Source organism: Tabrizicola sp. (genome assembly GCF_022842145.1).
Lineage (GTDB): Bacteria > Pseudomonadota > Alphaproteobacteria > Rhodobacterales > Rhodobacteraceae > Tabrizicola.
Genome location: NZ_JALHQD010000003.1, coordinates 538940 through 558427 on the forward strand (window position 1 = coordinate 538940; position 19488 = coordinate 558427).

Annotated in this window: 19 protein-coding genes; 12 read left to right on the plus strand and 7 right to left on the minus strand. The window is 64.9% G+C overall.

The window, feature by feature from the left end; all coding sequences use genetic code 11:
• Positions 1–16: 16 nt before the first annotated feature.
• From Q0C42_RS10810 to Q0C42_RS10860, 11 genes are all read left to right on the plus strand, one after another.
• Complete coding sequence (locus Q0C42_RS10810; RefSeq protein WP_295075151.1) at positions 17–904, plus strand: carbohydrate ABC transporter permease; 888 nt, start codon at positions 17–19, stop codon at positions 902–904.
• On the plus strand, positions 904–1782 hold the full coding sequence (locus tag Q0C42_RS10815; protein ID WP_295075155.1) for a carbohydrate ABC transporter permease: 879 nt from the start codon (positions 904–906) through the stop codon (positions 1780–1782). Before Q0C42_RS10810 ends, Q0C42_RS10815 begins: the two co-directional genes overlap by 1 nt.
• Before the next feature lie 97 nt (positions 1783–1879).
• Positions 1880–3118, plus strand: a complete 1239-nt coding sequence (locus Q0C42_RS10820) for an ABC transporter substrate-binding protein (RefSeq protein WP_295075158.1) — start codon at positions 1880–1882, stop codon at positions 3116–3118.
• 61 nt (positions 3119–3179) lie between these two features.
• Positions 3180–4292: an ABC transporter ATP-binding protein gene (locus tag Q0C42_RS10825; protein ID WP_295075162.1), complete on the plus strand. Its 1113-nt coding sequence runs from the start codon at positions 3180–3182 to the stop codon at positions 4290–4292.
• Positions 4293–5780, plus strand: coding sequence for a GMC family oxidoreductase (locus Q0C42_RS10830; RefSeq protein WP_295075165.1), 1488 nt, complete (start codon positions 4293–4295; stop codon positions 5778–5780). It abuts the gene before it with no gap.
• Complete coding sequence (locus tag Q0C42_RS10835) at positions 5777–6535, plus strand: 3-ketoacyl-ACP reductase (RefSeq protein ID WP_295075168.1); 759 nt, start codon at positions 5777–5779, stop codon at positions 6533–6535. Before Q0C42_RS10830 ends, Q0C42_RS10835 begins: the two co-directional genes overlap by 4 nt.
• A 2-nt stretch (positions 6536–6537) precedes the next feature.
• Entirely contained in the window at positions 6538–8118 is a 1581-nt protein-coding gene (locus Q0C42_RS10840) for a GMC family oxidoreductase (protein WP_295075171.1), read from the plus strand.
• A complete protein-coding gene (locus tag Q0C42_RS10845) occupies positions 8115–8429 on the plus strand; it encodes a Dabb family protein (protein WP_295075174.1) in 315 nt (104 codons plus the stop codon). The genes Q0C42_RS10840 and Q0C42_RS10845 overlap by 4 nt, the downstream gene beginning before the upstream one ends.
• A 166-nt stretch (positions 8430–8595) precedes the next feature.
• Positions 8596–9765, plus strand: a complete 1170-nt coding sequence (locus Q0C42_RS10850; RefSeq protein WP_295075177.1) for a dihydrodipicolinate synthase family protein — start codon at positions 8596–8598, stop codon at positions 9763–9765.
• A 6-nt stretch (positions 9766–9771) separates the two neighbouring features.
• Entirely contained in the window at positions 9772–10770 is a 999-nt protein-coding gene (locus tag Q0C42_RS10855) for a LacI family DNA-binding transcriptional regulator (RefSeq protein WP_295075181.1), read from the plus strand.
• Entirely contained in the window at positions 10770–12008 is a 1239-nt protein-coding gene (locus Q0C42_RS10860; RefSeq protein ID WP_295075184.1) for a glycerate kinase, read from the plus strand. The genes Q0C42_RS10855 and Q0C42_RS10860 overlap by 1 nt, the downstream gene beginning before the upstream one ends.
• 6 nt (positions 12009–12014) lie before the next feature.
• On the opposite strand, the gene Q0C42_RS10865 is transcribed toward Q0C42_RS10860, so the two are convergent.
• The 3 genes from Q0C42_RS10865 to Q0C42_RS10875 are packed head-to-tail and all read right to left on the minus strand — an operon-like array spanning position 12015 to position 14536.
• Positions 12015–13379, minus strand: a complete 1365-nt coding sequence (locus tag Q0C42_RS10865) for a HAMP domain-containing sensor histidine kinase (protein ID WP_295075187.1) — start codon at positions 13377–13379, stop codon at positions 12015–12017.
• Positions 13379–14038 carry a response regulator transcription factor gene (locus Q0C42_RS10870; RefSeq protein ID WP_295075190.1) on the minus strand — a complete coding sequence of 220 codons (660 nt, stop codon included), beginning with the start codon at positions 14036–14038 and terminating at the stop codon, positions 13379–13381. The genes Q0C42_RS10865 and Q0C42_RS10870 overlap by 1 nt, the downstream gene beginning before the upstream one ends.
• Positions 14039–14083: 45 nt before the next feature.
• A complete protein-coding gene (locus tag Q0C42_RS10875) occupies positions 14084–14536 on the minus strand; it encodes a hypothetical protein (RefSeq protein WP_295075193.1) in 453 nt (150 codons plus the stop codon).
• A 228-nt stretch (positions 14537–14764) separates the two neighbouring features.
• Here Q0C42_RS10875 and Q0C42_RS10880 point away from each other — a divergent pair, with 228 nt between their 5' ends.
• On the plus strand, positions 14765–15646 hold the full coding sequence (locus tag Q0C42_RS10880; RefSeq protein ID WP_295075194.1) for a hypothetical protein: 882 nt from the start codon (positions 14765–14767) through the stop codon (positions 15644–15646).
• A 155-nt stretch (positions 15647–15801) separates the two neighbouring features.
• Here the strand turns inward: Q0C42_RS10880 and Q0C42_RS10885 are convergent, their stop codons facing one another.
• From Q0C42_RS10885 to Q0C42_RS10900, 4 genes are all read right to left on the minus strand, one after another.
• Positions 15802–15993: a hypothetical protein gene (locus Q0C42_RS10885; protein WP_295075197.1), complete on the minus strand. Its 192-nt coding sequence runs from the start codon at positions 15991–15993 to the stop codon at positions 15802–15804.
• 444 nt (positions 15994–16437) lie between these two features.
• A complete protein-coding gene (locus tag Q0C42_RS10890; protein ID WP_295075199.1) occupies positions 16438–17178 on the minus strand; it encodes an SDR family NAD(P)-dependent oxidoreductase in 741 nt (246 codons plus the stop codon).
• Positions 17179–17389: 211 nt separating this feature from the next.
• The gene (locus tag Q0C42_RS10895; RefSeq protein ID WP_295075203.1) at positions 17390–18076 is read right to left on the minus strand and encodes a class II aldolase/adducin family protein; all 687 of its coding nucleotides are present in this window, start codon (positions 18074–18076) and stop codon (positions 17390–17392) included.
• Positions 18073–19482 (minus strand): FGGY family carbohydrate kinase, encoded by a 1410-nt coding sequence (locus tag Q0C42_RS10900; protein ID WP_295075206.1) that lies wholly within the window; start codon positions 19480–19482, stop codon positions 18073–18075. Before Q0C42_RS10900 ends, Q0C42_RS10895 begins: the two co-directional genes overlap by 4 nt.
• Positions 19483–19488: the final 6 nt, after the last annotated feature.

The following is a 19488-nucleotide window of genomic DNA, read 5'->3' on the forward strand; positions in this document are numbered from 1 at the left end:
CCACGGGAGGACGACGATGGCCACCAAGGCCGATTTCCGCACGACGCTGCAGGACTGGCTTCCAAAGCTTGTCCTCGCCCCCTCCTTCGCCGTGACGTTGCTTTTCGTCTACGGTTTCATCCTGTTCACCGTGGTCCTCTCGTTCACCGGCTCGAAGATGCTCCCGAAGTTCACCTGGGTCGGCTTCGAGAACTACGAAAAGCTCTTCGCCCTTCCGGCCTGGAGCACGGCGATCGTCAACATCGCGATCTTCGCCACGCTTTACATCACCATCTGCACGCTGATCGGCCTGATGCTGGCGATCTTCCTTGACCAGAAAATCCGGGGCGAGGGCGTCCTGCGCCCGATCTACCTTTACCCGATGGCGCTTTCCTTCATCGTCACCGGCACCGCCTGGAAATGGTTCCTCGACCCCGGCATCGGGCTGGAGCGGATCATGCACCAGTGGGGCTGGGAAAGCTTCTCCTTCACCTGGATCAAGGACGGTGAGATGGCGCTTTATACCATCGTCATCGCTGCGGTCTGGCAGACGAGCGGTTTCGTGATGGCGATGTTCCTCGCGGGTCTGCGCGGCATCGACAACGAGATCCTGAAGGCCGCCCAGATCGACGGTGCGTCGAACTGGCAGCTTTACCGCCGCATCGTGATCCCGCTCCTCCGCCCCGCCTTCCTGTCAGCCTTCGTCATCCTCAGCCACCTCGCGATCAAATCCTACGACCTTGTCATCGCGCTGACCGGCGGCGGCCCGGGCCGGGCGACCGAGATGCCCGCGACCTTCATGTATTCCTACACCTTCACGCGGAACCAGATGGGCATCGGCGCCTCCAGCGCGGTCATCATGCTGATGACCATCGCCGCGATCATGGTGCCCTACCTCTATGCCGAGCTGAAGGAGAAGAAGTGATGTCCGCTGTCACGCAAGACACCGCCGTCTCCACCGGCCGCATCACCCGGGCTTTCATCTACCTGGTCCTGATCCTCTTCGCGCTCTTCTACCTTCTGCCCCTTTATGTCATGGGCGTGAACTCCCTGAAACCGCTGCAGGAAATCACCGGCGGAAACATGATGGCCTTGCCGTCCGAATGGACCCTCGACCCCTGGCGGTCTGCCTGGTCCACTGCCCAGATCGGGGTCGAGCCCACGGGCCTCAAACCCTACTTCCTTAACTCGATCCTCATGGTCGTCCCCGCCGTCGCCATCTCCACCATCATCGGCGCGCTCAACGGCTACGTCCTGACCAAATGGCGCTTCCGGGGGGATACCTGGGTGTTCGGGCTGATGCTGTTCTCCTGCTTCATCCCGTTCCAGATCGTCCTGATCCCGATGGCCGTCGTCCTGGGCAAACTCGGCCTCGCGGGCACCGTCCCCGGTCTGATCCTCGTCCACGTCGTCTACGGGATCGGCTTCACCACGCTTTACTTCCGCAACTACTACGCGTCGTTCCCCACCGAACTCGTCCGCGCCGCGATGATCGACGGGGCCGGGTTCTTCCGCATCTTTTGGCGTATCCTGTTGCCCGTCAGCGGCCCCATCGCCGTCGTCTCGGTCATCTGGCAATTCACCAACATCTGGAACGACTTCCTCTTCGGCGTCTCCTTCGGCGGCACCTCGCAGCCGATGACCGTGGCGCTGAACAACCTCGTGCAATCCTCGACCGGCGTGAAGGAATACAACGTGCACTTCGCAGGCGCGATCCTTGCCGCCCTTCCCACCCTCCTCGTCTACATCGTCGCAGGCCGCTACTTCGTGCGCGGGCTGATGGCGGGCAGCGTGAAGGGGTAAGGCCGACCGCCGGGCGGCGGCAACCGCCCGACGGTCTTTGTTCAACCCAAGCCCGCTTTCACACCAACAAGGGCGAACACCGGAAGGAATACCGCATATGAGAGCCATGTCCATCACCGCACTCCTCCTCGCGACCCCCGCCTTCGCCGAGCCTTCGGTCGAGGTGATGCACTTCTGGACCAGCGGAGGCGAAGCTGCCGCGCTGGGAGCCGTCCGCGACAAGGTGGTGGCCGAGGGCGTCACCTGGACCGACGCGCCCGTCGCCGGGGGCGGGGGCGACCAGGCCAAGACCGCGCTCCAGGCCCGCATCGCTTCCGGCAACCCGCCCGCCGCCATGCTGATGCTGGGCCAGACGATCACCGACTGGGCCGCCGAGGGGATGCTGGGCAACGTCGATGCCCTGGCCGAGGCGCAAGGCTGGGACGCCGCCCTGCCGCAAGCGGTGAAGGACTGGACCAAGATCGACGGCCATTACGTCAGCGTCCCCACCAGCGTCCACCGGACCGACATGATCTGGGCCTCCAAGGCCGCCTTCGACAAGATCGGCGCGGCCCATCCCACGACATGGGAAGAGCTGAACGCGCTGGCCCCCAAGTTCCTTGAGGCGGGGATTGTCCCCTTGGCACACGGCGGTCAGGCCTGGCAGGAAGCCTACATGTTCGAGGCCGTCGCCCTGGGCGTAGGCGGGGCGGACTTCTACAAGAAGGCGCTGATCGACCTTGACGACGCCACCCTGCGCGGGCCCGAGATGGTCGCGGTCTTCGCCCAGATGGCCGCCCTGCGCGGCATGGTGGACGCGAACTTCCCGGGCCGCGACTGGAACCTGGCCTCCGCCATGGTCACCAACGGCGAGGCCGCGATGCAGATCATGGGCGACTGGGCGAAGGGTGAATTCACCAACGCAGGCAAGAAGCCCGGCGACGACTACGCCTGCATCCCAGTGCCCAAAGCCAAGGGTGACGGCTTCGTCTACCTGGTGAACTCGCTGTCGCTCTTTACCCAAACTGAAGCCGACCTCATCAAGGGGCAAGAGGTGCTGGCCAGCGCGATCATGGACCCCGCCGTCCAGATCGCCTTCAACCAGGCCAAGGGCGCGATCCCGGCCCGCACCGACATCGACCTTTCGGCGATGGATACTTGCGCCCAGGCGACCTCCACCGCCCTCGCTAGCAACGACACCGCCGGCACCGCCGTCCCGACCTTCGCCGGCACCCACGCCGCCAACGCCGCTGTCGTGGGGGCCGCCACCGACGCCATCACTGCCTTCTTCAACTCCGACCAGACCCCAGAAGAGGCCGCAACCGCCCTTGCCGACGCCATCGCGGCGGCCCGGTAAGGCAACCGGCCCCATCCCTCCCTCCCGTGGGATGGGGCCACCCAACGATATGAGGACCAAAATGGGCTTTCTCGACATCCGCAACGTCACCAAATCCTACGGGCCGGTGGAAGTTCTGCACCGCATCGACATCGCGGTCGAGGAAGGCGAGTTTCTCGTCCTCGTCGGCCCCTCCGGCTGCGGCAAGTCCACGCTTTTGAACATGATCGCGGGGCTGGAAGGAATTTCCGGCGGCGAGATCGCCATCAAGGGCCGCGTGGTTAACGGGGTACACCCCTCCAAGCGCAACATCGCGATGGTGTTCCAAAGTTACGCGCTTTACCCCAACATGACCGTCGGCCAGAACATGACCTTCGGGCTGGAAATGCACGGCGTCCCGAAACCGGAACGTGACCGCGCCCTGGCCGATGTGGCCAAGCTCCTCCAGATCGACCACCTCCTCGACCGCAAACCCGGCCAGCTCTCCGGCGGCCAGCGCCAGCGTGTTGCGATGGGCCGCGCCCTGGTGCGGAACCCGGATGTCTTCCTCTTCGACGAGCCGCTTTCGAACCTCGACGCAAAGCTCCGCGTCGACATGCGGACCGAGATCAAGAAGCTGCACCAGAAGCTTAAGACCACCATCGTATACGTCACCCACGATCAGATCGAGGCACTGACCCTTTCGACCCGCATCGCGGTGATGAACAAGGGCCATGTCCAGCAACTGGGCACGCCGAAAGAGATTTACGACACCCCGGCGAACCTCTTCGTCGCCACCTTCATGGGCTCGCCTGCCATGAACATCGTCCCAGCCACGGTGGTCATCGAAAACGGCCACCCCCACGCCGCAATCACCGACGCCGACGGCACCCCGCGCTATCTGCGCTTCAGCCAAGCCAACCTCGCGGCGTGGGAGGGCAAGCCTATCCTCCTCGGCATCCGCCCCGAGGCTATCACCGACCCCGAAGGCGCCGACCGCAAGTCCGGCAACATCCAACCCTTCACCTACCGCGTGACCGTAACCGAACCCGCAGGCTCCGACACTTTCGTCACCATGACCCTTTCGGGCCGCGACACCATCGCCCGGATGCGTGCTGACGCGAATGTCGCGGCCGGGCAGACATTCGACTTTGCCGTCAACATGGAAAAGGCCGTAGCCTTCGATCCGACAACCGAGGAACGGATCACCCCCTGAATGCAACCTGATGTCCTGATCATCGGCTCCGGGATGGGCGGCGCGACCCTGGCGGCCGCGCTTGCGCCGACGGGCCGTCGCATCCTGATCCTGGAACGCGGCGACCGCCTGCCCGACACGCCCGAGGCCCGCGACCCCGCCGCCATCTTCCAGCGCGGCCACTACAAACCCAACGAAACCTGGCGCGACATCACCGGCGAACCCCTGCACCCCGGCAACTACGCCTATGTCGGCGGCAATACCAAGTTCTATGGCGCCGTCCTCCTCCGCTACCGGGCCGAGGACTTCCGCCCCCTCCGCCATCTCGAAGGCACCACCCCCGGCTGGCCGATCCCCTATGAGACCCTCGAACCCTGGTACTCCCGCGCCGAAACGCTGTACCGCGTCCGGGGCGACGTCGCGGGCGACCCCACCGAGCCGCCCCATTCCGCCCCCTATTCCTTCCCCCCCGTCCCGGACGAGCCCGACATCACCCGCCTGAGGCAGGCCTTCAAGGCCCAGGGCCTCCACGTCTCCGCCCTTCCGCTGGGGGTCGACATCGACGCCTGGCTCAAGCGCGCCCGTACCGGCTGGGACGCCTTCCCCTGCACCACCGGCGCCAAATCCGACGCCGAATCCTGCGCTTTGGCTCAGGCGCAGAAACACCCCAACGTCACGCTGCAAACGAACACGAAAGTCACCCGCCTCCTCGCCGAAGGCCGCCGCATAACCGGCATCGAGGTAGACCGCCAAGGCACCCGCGAGACCCTGACCGCCCCCCTCGTCGTCCTGTCAGCCGGAGCAATCCTCTCCTCCGCCCTCCTCCTCGCCAGCGCCAACGACGACCACCCACGGGGCCTTGCGAACACATCCGACCAGGTCGGCCGCAACTTCATGAACCACAACCTCACCGGCATGGTCGCCTACAACCCGTTCCGCCGGAACCGCACGACCTACGAAAAGACAATTCAGATCAACGACTTCTACCTGACCGGCGGCCCCAACAACGAACCCCTGGGCAACATCCAGATGCTCGGCCGGATCACCGGCCCCATCCTGGCAGGCGAGGCAAACCTCCCCCTCTGGCTCTCCCACCACATCGCCGACCACTCGATCCACATCATGGCCATGTCCGAGGACCTGCCCGACCCCAACTCCCGCGTGTTCTGGCGGAATGGCGAGGTCGTCCTCGACTGGAAAAGGACCAACACACGCGCCCACGACCTCCTCGTGCAACGCCTGAAACAGGCCATGCGCAAGGCGGGCTGGCCGATCACCCTGTCGCGCGGTTTCCCCAAGTCCAAGCCGAGCCACCAAAGTGGCACCAACCGCATGGGCTCGGACCCGCAAACCTCGGTCGTGGACCCGAACCTGAAAGCCCACGACCTCGACAACCTCTACATCTGCGACGCCTCGGTGCTTCCCACCTCCGCCGCCGTGAACCCCTCGCTCACCATCGCTGCCCTTGCCCTGCGCGCGGGCGACCACATTGCGAAAGCCCATCCATGAAGCCCCTCGCCCTTGTCACTGGAGGCCAGCAAGGCATCGGCCTCGGGATCGCCCAGACCCTGGCCGCCCAAGGCTTTCGCCTCGCGGTTGCTTCCCGCTCCGCCCCCGAGGACGCCTCCGTCCAGGACGCCCTGCAAACCTTGGGTCCCGAGGCCCGCTACTATCGCCACGACCTTTCCGACCTGGCCGCGATCCCCGCTCTCCTCGAAAATATTGAAACCCAACAAGGTCCCCTCGACGCCCTGATCCAGAACGCCGGAGTCGCAGCAAAAGTCCGCGGCGACATGCTGGACATCACGCCCGAGAACTTCGACTGGATCCTCGGCATCAACCTGACCGGCGGATTCTTCCTGGCTCAACAGGTCGCCAAACGCATGCTGGCCACGCAAAGCCCCCACTACCGCTCCATCACCTTCGTGACCTCCGTCTCGGCCCAGATGGCCAGCCCCGAGCGCGCCGACTACTGCATCTCCAAGGCTGCTGCCGCGATGGCCGCCCAGACGCTCGCTCTCCGCCTTGCCCCCCACAACATCGGCGTCTTCGAACTCCGCCCCGGCATCATCGAAACCGGCATGACGGCTGGCGTGAAGGACAAGTACGACACCCGCATCGCAGGTGGCCTCGTCCCCGCAGGTCGCTGGGGCCAACCGTCCGACATCGGGCGGGCCGTGATCCCACTTGTCACCGGCCAGTTCGCCTTTGCCACCGGCGCGGTGATCCCCGTCGACGGCGGGCTCTCCATCGAAAGACTGTGACCATGACCGAAGGCTACGATTACATCATCATTGGCGGCGGAAGCGCAGGCTGCGTCCTTGCCGCCCGCCTGACCGAGGACCCGTCAGCCAGGGTTCTGCTGCTGGAGGCCGGGGGCCGCGACCGCCACCCGTTCTACCACCTTCCCGCCGGTTTTGCGAAGATGACCAAGGGCATCGGCTCCTGGGGCTGGCAGACCGTCCCGCAGCGCCACATGAAGGGTATGCAGATCCGCTACACCCAGGCCAAGGTGATCGGTGGCGGCTCATCGATCAACGCCCAGCTTTACACGCGCGGCAACGCGCAGGACTACGACGACTGGCGCCAGATGGGCTGCCCCGGCTGGGGCTATGAGGACGTGCTCCCCTACTTCCGCAAGTCCGAAACGAACGACACCCACGACAACCGCTACCACGGCAAGGACGGCCCCCTCGGCGTAAGCCAGCCCCGCGCGCCGCTGCCGATCTGCGAAGCCTTCTTTGATGCAGGGGCCGAACTTGGCATCCCCCGGAACCGCGACTTCACCGGCGAAAGCCAAGATGGCCTTGGTTACTACCAACTGACCCAGCGCTGGTACCGCCGCTCATCGACGTCAACCGCCTTCCTCAAGCCCGCGCTTTCCCGTTCAAACCTGACCGTGAAAACTGGCCAGCAGGTCCTGCGGATCGTGGTGGAAAAGGGCAGGGCGGTCGGCGTCCAGACATCCGAGACCACCCACCGCGCCACGACGGAGGTCATCCTCTCCTCAGGCGCCATCGGCTCCCCCCGACTCCTGCAGCTCTCCGGCATCGGGCCTGCCGACGACCTGCAACGCCATGGCATCCCCGTCGTCCTCGATCGCCCGCAGGTCGGCGCCAACCTGCAGGACCACCTCGACCTCTTCGTCATCGCCGAATGCACCGGCCCCCACACCTATGACCGATACGCCAAGCCGCACTGGTCGGCGCTGGCGGGACTGCAATACCTCCTGACACGGAAAGGCCCCGTCGCCTCCTCCCTCTTCGAAACTGGCGGCTTCTGGTACGCCGACCCCTCCGCGCGGTCCCCCGACATCCAGTTCCACCTCGGCCTCGGCTCGGGCATCGAGGCCGGCGTCGCCGCCATGCCGCAAGGTGGCGTCACCCTGAACTCCGCCTTCCTCCGCCCCCGCAGCCGGGGCTCTGTGCGTCTGGCATCGGCAGACCCCAAGGCCGCCCCCCTGATCGACCCGAATTACTGGGAAGACCCGTACGATAGGGAAATGTCGATCAAGGGCCTGAAACTCGCGCAAGAGATCATGCGCCAACCCGCCCTGAAACCCTTCGTGCTCGCCGAACGCCTGCCGGGACCGCAGGTCAAGACCGACCAGGACTACTTCGACTACGCGGTCAAGAACGCCAAGACCGACCACCACCCCGCCGGCACCTGCCGCATGGGCGCGGACATGGAGGCTGTCGTCGACCCCGGTCTCCGCTTCAACGGCATCGACAACCTTCGCGTGGTCGATGCTTCGGTTATGCCCACGGTCGTCTCCTCGAACACCAACGCCACCACCATCATGATCGCCGAGAAAGCCGCCGACCTCATCAAGGAAGCCCGCAAATGATCCGCCATTTCGTCCTTCTGAAAGCCCGCCCCGACGTCACTGAAGCCCACATCCAGTCTATCTTCGCCGACCTCCACACCCTCAAACTCCCCGGCATTCTCGCCATCCACTCCGGCCGCTCGGAAAGTCCCGAGCAGATCGAACGCGGCTACCTGCACGGGTTCACTGTCGATTTCGCCGACTGGCAGGCCCTGGCTGCCTACCAAGTCCACCCCGACCACAAGCGCGTCGGCGCGGCCCTCGTCGCCGCAGCTCAAGGTGGCATCGACGGCATTCTCGTCTTCGATCTGCCGGTGGAAAGCACCCCATGACTCCCGCCTCCCCCAAACCTTTCACATTTGCACAAGTATCCTCTGGGGGTTTGGGGGGCGAAGCGCCCCCAATGACCAAGCCGTTGCGCGTTCTTCACGCGCAAAAGGCGAGACAAAAGCCTTGCGCGTCAGCGCTCAATTTAAAAACTGCCCGAGGAATGCCCGGATGCTGACCCTTCCCACCGACGACGCCCGTCTGGAACCCTACCGCCTCACTGGCACCCCCCTTGTCCCGCGCGCGCCCCGCATACCGCTTACCCGAACCGCCTTCGCCGCCGCCCACGTCGTCTCCGACCCGCTGCGCGAACGATCGCCCTGGGACACCCGTCCCGCCGTAGACTGGGACGCGACTCTGGCCTTCCGCAGCCAACTCTGGGACCAGGGCCTTCACCTCGCCGAGGCGATGGACACCGCCCAACGCGGCATGGGCGTCGACTGGCCGACTGCCCTCGACCTCATCCAGCGCACCATGCGCGCCGCCAGGGCCCACCCGATGCGCCCCCGCGTCGCTTGCGGGGCAGGGACCGACCACAGGCCCCTGCAAGCCCTCACCACTCCGGATGCCATCCTGTCCGCCTACACCGAACAGGCCGAGGCAATCGAGGCCGCAGGCGGCCAGCTTATCCTCATGGCTTCCCGTGCCTTTACGGCAATCAACGCCTCACAAGACACCTACCACCACGTCTACCGCCGCCTCATCGACCAGGCCAAGGACCCGGTCATCCTCCACTGGCTTGGCCCCATGTTCGACCCCGCCCTCACCGGATACTGGGGGAACCCGGACGTCGCGCAAGCCTCCAACTTCGTCCTGGATCTCATCGCCGAGAACCCGACCAGGGTTGACGGCATCAAGATCTCCCTCCTCGACCAGACCCACGAGGAGGAGTTCCGCGCAAAGCTCCCCGGCCACGTCCGCCTCTACACCGGCGACGACTTCAACTACGCCCCCTTGATCGAGGGAAACGGGACCCATTTCTCCCACGCGCTTCTCGGCATCTTCGCCGCCATCGCACCCGCCGCGTCCCAGGCTCTCGAAGCCCTCGCCGAAGGTGACACCCTCACCTACCACAAGCTCCTGGCCCCCACCGTCCCCCTCTCGCGCGAGATCTTCCGCGCCCCGACGCGCTTCTACAAAGCCGGCATCGCTTACCTGTCCTGGCTGAACGGTCACCAGAAACACTTCATCATGCCCGCTGGCTTCCAATCCTCCCGCGACATCACCCACTACGCGCAGGTCTTCCGCCTTGCCGACCAGGCAGGCTTGCTTTCCCGCCCCGATCTGGCAGAAGCGCGGATGCGGACGCTTCTCTCCCTGCACGGGATCGACCAGACTTAAGGTGTCATGGACAAACGGCCAACGATCATCGACGTGGCGACTTTGGCCGGGGTGTCCAAGTCCACCGTCAGTCTGGTCCTGCAGCAAAGTCCGCTGGTGAAACAGGAAACCCGCGAGGAAGTCCGCCGCGCGATGGCAGAGCTGGGCTACGTCTACAATCGGGCTGCCGCGAACCTGCGTTCAGCCAACGCAGGCCTGATCGGCGTCGTCATCAACGACCTCAGGAACCCCTTCTTCACCGAATTCGCCACCTCGCTGCAAATGGCCCTTTCCGCCCGCGGCTATGCGACGGTGCTTGGCAACACGGATGAGGATCCGACCCTGCAGGCGCAGGTCGTGGGAGCCATGCTGGAACATGGCGTCTCGGCCCTCATCGTCTCGCCGGCGTACGGGGACGACGGTGCCTTCGACGCGATCACGCGGGCGAACGTTCCGGCGCTGCAGGTTTTGCGCCAGGTCGTCGACACGGCCCGCGTTCCCTTTGCGGCGCCGGATTATCCCACCGGCAGTCGCCTCGCCACGGAACACCTTCTGGCCCAGGGCGCGACCCGGATCGCCTTCGTCGGGGGGCTGGAAGGCCGACCGGTCACACAGCTGCGCATGTCCGGCTACCTCGCGACCCTCGCCGCGCGCGGACTGGAGCCCCTTCACCTCCCCGGTCGTCCAGGCCGGGCTTTCGGGCGCGAGGCAGCACGGTGGTTGATCCAGGAACATCCCGCCGTCGATGCGGTCCTGTGCTTCAACGATCTCACCGCGCTTGGCCTTCTCACCGGCTGCACCGAACTTGGTCGACCGGTCGGTGCCGCGCTGAAAATCGTGGGCTTCGACGACATCGAAGACTGCGCACAGGTCTTTCCGGCCCTGTCCTCGGTCCGCTGCGACATCGCGGGCTTCGGGCGACAGATGGCGGAAACGGTGCTGGACTGGCTGGAAAACGACCATCGACCTCCGCCTGAAACTGTTACACCTGTCACACTGATCCCCCGCGCATCGAGCACCGGCTGATGATTCAAGACCCCCAACTTTTCCTCCGCCAGCTCTTTGACCGCGCGGTCGAGGTCGCAGACCCCATGCGGTCCTTGGCGGGCTTCCTGCCCGAAAAGCCCAAGGGCCGCCTGCTTGTCATAGGGGCCGGGAAGGCCTCGGCGCGCATGGCCGAAGCGGTCGAGGCCGCCTGGGGCCCTTGCGAGGGGCTGGTCATCACGCGTTACGGCTATGGCCGACCTTGCCGGGGCATCGAGATCGTCGAAGCAGCACATCCCGTGCCTGACCAGGCCGGGGTGGATGCGACAGCCCGGATGCTGCGCCTTGTCCACGGCCTGACACCGGAGGATACCGTCCTTGCGCTCATTTCTGGCGGAGCCTCCGCGCTGCTCTGTGCCCCTGCTACGGGAATGACGCTGGCCGAGAAGCAACAGGTCAACGCCGCACTTCTGGTCTCGGGTGCACCGATCCTGGCGATGAATACCGTGCGCAAGCATCTTTCTCGCGTGAAGGGCGGCCAGCTTGCCGCGGCGACCTACCCGGCGAAACTTCTGGCACTGATCATTTCGGATGTGCCCGGCGATGATCCGGCCTTCATCGGCTCGGGTCCCACCGTGGGTGACGCCACCAGCGCCGAGGATGCCCGCGCCATCCTTCAGCGCTGGTCCATCGCGGTTCCGGACGCGGTGCTGGCCCGCTCTGGCGTCGTGCGACCGGACGACCCACGCCTTTCGCAGACCACCAACGTCATTTTCGCGGCCCCCGCCCAATCCCTGGCGGCGGCGGCCGATCTGGCAAAAGATCACTGCGAGGTCCGCACTCTTGGTGACCGGATCGAGGGCGAGGCACGCGATGTGGCCCGCGAACAGGCCGCGATGGCGACCAGCCTTGCTGCGGGCATGGGACCAGGAGATCGACCGATCCTTCTGCTGTCCGGGGGGGAATTGACGGTCACCCGGACCGGCGACGGGGTAGGGGGCCCGAACGCGGAGTTCTGCCTGGCCCTTGCCATTGCGCTGGACGCCCATCCCCAGATCCATGCGCTGGCCTGTGACACCGATGGCGTCGACGGAGCTGCCGAAGTTGCCGGTGCGCTTCTGGGCCCGGACACACTGACCCGTGGTCCGCACGCGGCCAAAGCACTGGCTCGCAATGATGCCCACACCTACTTCGCGCGGATCCGCAGTCAGGTCGTGACCGGGCCGACCTTGACAAACGTGAATGATTTTCGTGCCTTGCTGATCCTGCCCCCGTCGTAGGACGGACTAGGCTTTCGGACGCTCTTTCGCAGGACGCACGCGCTCGGGTGGCAGGGTGATCCGCACGGCAAGTCCGCCCAGCCTTGCGCTGTCTTCCAGAACAAGCGTCGCGCCATAGGCCTGCAGCAGATCGCCCGCAATCGCGAGGCCAAGTCCGGTTCCAGGCTTCGAGGTATCCAGTCGCGAACCGGACCGCATCGCCTCGGCCCGGTCGACCGCCGGAATCCCGGGGCCGTCATCCTCGATCACGATCTCGATGCCGCCAGACTTGGCCTGCGCCGTAAGGGACATCGCCGACCGCGACCATTTCAGCGCATTATCCAGAAGGTTGCCCAGAACCTCCTCGATGTCCTGGGCGTCCACGCGGATGGTCAGGCCGGGATCGCTGGTGGCATCAAAGGCCTTGCCCTCGCGCTTGGCCATCATTCCGAACATCCGCGCGAAGCGGTCGATGGAATGGCTAAGATCGGTGCGCAGCTGGGTCGTCTCGCCCGAACTGGACGCCCGCAGCCGCGCCAGAGAGCGGCCGAGCTGTGCGTCGACGCGGTCCAGCGCCTCAAGCGCCTTGTCCATGTCGTGCGAGCCTTCCGCAAGCACGCTCAACTCGTTTCGCAGGATCGCACTTGGTGTCTTCAGGGCATGGGCGAGGTCTGCCGCCTGCCGACGCGAGCGGCTGATTATCTCGCGGTTGCGCGTCAAAAGCCCGTTGATGTCGGCGACGAGTGGGGCGACCTCTTCGGGATAATCGGCCTCGCTCAGTTCCTCGTCCTGATCCCAGCGTTGTGCAACATCACGGCGCAGCCGGTTGAGCGGGCCAATGATCGTCGCCGTCTGGAAGAGCACGCTAGCCATGCCGATGACCGCGACCAACGCAAAGGCTAAGACCAGGCTTTGCCGCGTTTCGCGCCGTTCCGCGTTCAACTCGGCCAGCGTTTCGGCGACCGCCACGGTCCAGCTGCTGCCATCCTCCAGCGTGATCAACTGCCGGGCCAGCCGGACATCCTCCACATCGGGATTTGCGGCGTCGGTGATCCGCAGGGTCGATCCCGCCTTGGCCAGTTCGGGCAGCGTGGCATCCAGAAGGGAGGCCGATGTGAAGATCAGTCCGTCCGGTGCGGTGACCTGCCAGTAGCGACCCGAGAAAGGCGTCTGATAGGCGGGATCGAACAGCAAATCGCCAAGCTGGCCGGGGTCGTCGGACACCGAACTCAGCGCGACGACGATCTGGGTGTGGCGATCGACAAGGGCGGTGTCGAACCGTTGCAGGACCCGCTGGTTCAGAAACGAGTAAAGCAGGAAGGTGCCGACGGTCAGCGAAACCAGCGCCGCAATGCCGCCACTGATCCAGGCCCGCTTGCGGAGCGACAGCATCAGGGAGCGTCGATCATGTATCCACGGCCGCGCATGGTCTGGATCAGGTCCGGTCCAAGCTTCTTTCGCAGCCGGTTGATGAAGACGGCAATGGTGTTGGAATCGCGATCGCCGTCATATTCGTAGATGTGCTCGGACAATTCGGTGCGCGAAATCAGGCGCCCCGAATTGTGGATCAGGTAGGTCAGCACCGCGACTTCCTGCGAGGTCAGGTCGACCGGCACGCCATCCACCGTGGCTCGACCATGGCGGGTATCGAAAATCACGCCATCACGTTCGAACAACGGATTGGTGCGCCCTGAGCTGCGACGAAGTGCGGCGCGCACACGGGCCGCGAGTTCTGGCAGATGGAATGGCTTGGTAAGGTAGTCGTCTGCACCGGCATCCAGCCCGTCGACCCGATCGGACCAGCCGTCGCGGGCGGTCAAGATCAGCACCGGGGTTGTCACGCCCCCCGCTCGCCATTCCTTCAGGATCGAAATGCCGTCCCGGATCGGCAGGCCGATGTCCAGGATGATCATGTCATAAGGTTCGGTCGAGCCCAGGAACCCGGCTTCCTGGCCGTCGTGGGCGACATCGACAATGCGCCCCTCGGCGGCGAGGAGCCGTTTGATCTGGTCGCACAGGACCACTTCGTCTTCAGCCAGCAGAATTCTCATGAGGTCAGGGATTACACCCGGATTTGGCAACAATTAAGGCGAAGATTAGTTCTTCCCGCCGCCGCCGCCGCCGCCGCCGCCACTACCGCCGCCGCCACTGCTTCCGCCGCCGCCGCCACTGTTGCCGCCACCACTGTTGCCGCCACCGCTGTTTCCACCAGAGTTGCCTCCGGTCTTGCCATTGGATCCGGCTGTCTCGCTCTTGCCCTTGGAGCCTTTGTTGCCTTTGCCGCCTTCTGCGGCAGCAGCCAGTTCGCGGCCAAGCGCCGAGTTCTTGCCGACCTGTTCCCCGGTGCGGGCATTGATGATGATGCTGATGACCGTGCCGTTCGGCTTCTTGAGAACGATCCGGTAGAAGACATCCTCGATCTCGAAGGCACGGGCTTCAATCGGCTCGCCCCCCGTGGACTTGGCCACTGATTCGATGACGCGCTTAAGGCTGATCATGTCTCCCGACCGTGCCGCCTGGCGCAATTCGGCCGCGTCCAGCTCGCGCACGGTGGCCGCAAAGCTTGGACTCGCCACGGCGAGCATCGACAGAAGAACTATGGTGCGTCCCATTCTCATGACCCTGATTTAGCAGAACTGAAATGAACTGAAGATGAACAGTTGGTTCGCTCCGAGTTAAACGCATTTCGTGTCTAGTGCACTCATGGACCTGCGACTCGTTTGCCTTCCAGGCATATTACGAGGCGCAGGTCGCACCCATGAACCAGAGGTTACCAGATGAAGAAGACGTCACTCCTGTTCCTGAAAGCCTGCTCGCTTTCGGTCGCCCTACTGGGTTCGGCCGCGATCGTCACGGCTATTTCCATGCCGGATGCGGCCTTCGCCAAGTCTGGTAATGACAACGGCGGCGGAAACGGCGGCGGCAACGGTAACGGCGGCGGCAACGGCAACGGCGGTGGCAATTCCGACAAGGCTGGTGGCAAGGACAAGGCCGGCAAGTCAGAGAAGAAATCCGGCGGAGACACCGCGAAGACCCAGAAGACGAAGACCAAAGCCAAGGCCAAGGCCAAGCCGAAGAAGAAGGACCTTGCGGAAGAGCTGGGCGTTCATCCGTCCGAGCTGGGCGCCCTGAACGCCGCTCATGCCAACCCGAATGCTCTGGCCAACGCATCGCCGAATTCGCGCGTCGGTCGCATCGCGCAGTACCGTGACGCGGTCCTTGCCGGGGAGGCCTTGGCAGATGAACTCGCGCTGAAGGAAGCCGAGCTTCTTGCACTGGACAAGCCGTCGCGCGCGGTGGACCTGATCAAGACCGACCTCGACTTCGCAGTCGAAGAAGCTGACACCGCAGCGGGCAAGGTTACGGAACTGGAAACCCAGCTTGCGAACCCCGACTTGACCGACGCAGAGATCGCCACACTTGAGGCCGATCTTCTGGCCGCACGCGCCACTCAGACAGAGGCCGAAGCGGCAGAAGCAGAGCTTCAGGACGAGTATGACAATGCCGTCGCCTATGTAGCGGTGAACGCCGCAATCGACGAGCTGACCCAGAAGATCGAGGACCAGCCTGAACTGGAGACTTCGCTGCTGGAAGCCGCCGCGAACAAGGACGTGACCCCTGAGGTCGAGGCTGCGGTCAGGAAGCTGCTCGGCCTCTGATCCCGCCAAACAGACTGCAAACGGCCGGCCTTGGGCCGGCCGTTTTTGCTTTGGGACCGTCTCCTGGCCTCAGCGGTGAATGGGGAGCGCACCAAAGAAGAAAGGCCACCCGGAACCCGGATGGCCTTCCCCTTCGCAACGGAGAACAGGGAACCTCAGGCGGCGAACGCCCGGGAGGCAATACGATCGAGGGCGACGACGACATCCTCGACCGGAGGGAACCGCTTCAGACCCGCGGGGAATATGCTGCCCGAGGAAATTTGGCGTTTCTGAAGCGGTTTGCCATCTAAGGCACGCAGGTCGGCAGTCAGGTACAGGCGATTTTCCTCGGTGGTCGAACGCAGCATTGTAATCCCCCACAGATTCACACTGGTCGCTCGCTCTTGCCGGCGGGTTACGACTCATCTTGAAGTCAGCTTGCCCCAACTATGTTTAATCTGCGGCGAACCTGCCGTTCATCTTCGGTTCATCTTCATCTGGCCGGGATTTGGCCACAGACGGGCCCAAATCCACCGCCGGTCGCGGGTAAGCAGGCGGTTTGACCGATTTGTGGGCCTCAACTGGCGGAGACGCTGGATTCGCGGGCATTTGGCGAGCATCTGAGGCCCGGTCGCGTCGGGCTTCTGTCACGCGGTCCTGGATCAATCATGAACGGCCAGCGGGCGAAGAACACGTACTGAGAATCTCCCGGCCCAGGCGCACCCACCCGATTCGGGCAGACGAAGGATCGTTGCAGCTCGATGGTCGACAACGCCTACAGCAACCGCCGCACAGATGCGGTCGGCCAAAGATCAATAGGTCGCTCGCCCGCCGGACAAGTCGAAGACCGCGCCGGTCGTGAAGCTGTTTTCTTCCGAGCAAAGCCAGCCGATCATGGCCGCGGCTTCTTCGACCTCCAGAAACCGCCCGCGAGGGATTTTCGCGAGCATGTAGTCGATATGCGTCTGCAGCATCTGGTCGAAGATCCGCGTCCGCGCGGCAGCCGGGGTCACGCAGTTGACGGCGATGTTCTCGGCCGCATGCTCTTTGCCCAGGGACTTCGTCAACGCGATCACCCCGGCCTTGGAGGCTGAGTAAGCCGCCGCGTTCGGGTTGCCTTCCTTTCCGGCGATCGAGGCGACGGTGACGATGCGGCCATAGCCCTGTGCTTGCATCTGCGGCAGGATCGAGCGGCAGCAGTTGAAGGTGCCAGTCAGATTGATTTCGAGGATCTGCCGCCACTCTGTCGGGTCATAGGACACGACTGGCCCGTTCGATCCTGCGATCCCGGCCGAGGTGACCAGCACCCCGACCGGACCCATTGCGGCTTCCGTCGCGGCCGCGGTGCGGGCCACCGCCGCAGTATCGGCGACGTCCACCGCAAAGGCCCGCCCGTTTAACACCGTCGCGGAACGCTCTGCCAGATCGCCGTCCATGTCCCAGATCGCCACCCGGGCCCCCGCCTTCGTCAGCCGCTCTGCCACGGCAAGCCCGATGCCCTGTGCTCCTCCGGTTACCACTGCGACACGACCCGCCAGACCTGTCCCGTCCATCCGTTTGCCCCCTGCCACGCTGGAACCGTGGTCCGCCGAACCTACCTTGCACGAAACCCCGGACTCAATTCGGAAATATCGCCACGGACGATCTGATCCCGACCCAAACCCGGGCTGAGGGCCGGCAGCAAGCGCCTCGCGCGTTGCATCGGTCGGTGCTGACAGCCCCTGTTCGGCACCCCATCCGCCCGCATGTCGGCGCAGCGAGCGGTCAGTCGCGCTTGCGGGCCACGTCGTTCGTACCCTCTTCTTCCGGGCCCAGCCCGTAAGACATCCGCGTCATCTGCGCGATGACCCGCTCCATCTCGTCGTCCGGCAGGACCGGCGGTTCACCCAGCACCAGAGCCTGCTGGTACATCCGGGCCAATGTCTCGACCTCGATCGCCATCCACAAGGCAGCGTCCAGCGTCTTGCCAAGCGCGATCTGGCCGTGCTGGCCCAGAAGGCAGGCCTTGCGCCCCTCCAGAGCCTCGATCGCTGCATCCGACAGGCCTTGGGTGCCATAGGTGGCATAGCGGGCGCAGCGCAGTGTCGTTCCACCCATGACACCGACCATATAGTGGAAGGCCGGGATCGTCCGGTGGTGGCAGGCAACAGAGGTGGCGTAAAGCGAATGGCAGTGCAGGACCACGTTCATGTCGGTCCGGGTCTTCAGGATGTCCCGATGAAACCGCCATTCCGAGCTGGGCCGTCGCCCGACATAGGTGCCGTCCCATCCCATCTCGACGATATCCTCGGCCTGCATGATGTCATAGGGCATCGAGGACGGGGTGATCAGGAAGCCGGCACCGTAGCGAAGCGAAAGGTTCCCGGCCGTGCCCTGGTTGATCCCCCTCGCATCCATGGCGCGGCAGGTTTCCACCATCTCCTGCCGGAGCTTGTGTTCCTCGGGGGTCATGTCGGTACTCCTGCAAGGGCGCGCCACCGCGCGGCGTAATCGGTAAGGCCGGCCAGGTTAAGTGGCGCGGCACGGGTCAGTTCAAGCGGCACCGTGGCGGGCGGTCGGCACAAAAGGGCGGCACCTGATGCGATGCCATAGCTTTCCGGTGCAGTGCTGGTGATCCGGCCGGGTCGAAGGGCGGCGACAAGCCCGGCAAAGGCCGGATCACGCAGGAAACTGCCGTCCAGAACCCAGGGGCGGTCTGCGTCAAGCATCGCTCCGCAGGTGACGGCAAGCAAAGCGCAGTAAAGAACCGCCAGGGCATGACGCTCGGCCGAGCTTGCGGGCAGCGGCCCAAGAATGCGCCCCTTGCCGGCGCTGCCGGGGAACTGGCCGTCATTGGTGCCAAAGGTGGGCAAGGCCATCGTGCCTTGCGCGATAAGCCGTGCAATGTCGTCGGTCGCTGCTTCAGCGCCTTCGGGCTGATCACCCGCCACCGCAGCGTACTCCCGGCCGCCCATTGTCAGCACGCCGCCCAAGGGAGCGCCTTCCATGTCGGCGTTGCAGGTCATCCCGCGGTTTTCGACCAAGCGGGACAGGTCCATCCGGTCGGCAAAGCAGACAATCCAGGTGCCGGTCGACACCAGGACGAAGTCCTTGAGCCCCGCGGCCTGGTAGCGGAAGAAACTGACCGAGCTGTCATGCGCCCCGGCGTGGATGCGAAGGGGCGGCAGGCCGTGGCGTTTGGCGAGGTCGGGGCGAAGGGGACCAAGGTCGTCCGCAGCCCGGGCGAAGGGCGGCATCAGACGGTCCCAGCCCCGCGCGCGAACGATGTGGGCCCAGGTGCGGTCCTTGACGTTCCACAGATGGGATTGCGCCCCCAGAATGGATGCCTCGCTTACCGCACGCCCCGTCAGCCGCCAGGCCCAGTATTGCGGGATGCCAAGACACCAGCGCGCCTGCGCGAACCGTTGCGGCTCCACCGTCTCCGCCCAGAACATCTGTCGCGCCGTATGCGTCGCCGCCATCATGACAGCAGAGCCGCGGTCGAAGAAGCCGCCCGACTGCGGCGCATAGGCCGCGTCGATCTCGTGGGGCAGGGGCTGCTCGTAGTCCACCATCGGCAGCACAAGTCCGGTGCCGTCTGCATCGGGATCATCGCCGACCAGCATCCCGCCCGAGCCGTGGCCCGAAGCGACAAAACGCTGCAACGGATGGCGCTGCGCCAGCGCGGCAAGGCCTTCCAGCACGAAACGGTTCTGGCCGGCAAGGTCATGGTGGCGCCAGGGCGGACCAGGCAGGACGGCGTTGGGCAGCGTGAGCGTTTCGCAGACATGGCCGTCTGCCGTGCAGGCCGACAGCTTGATGTTGGACTTGCCGACATCCAGAACCGCGACGCTGGCCCCGTCCTTTTCGACGTCCATGACCCC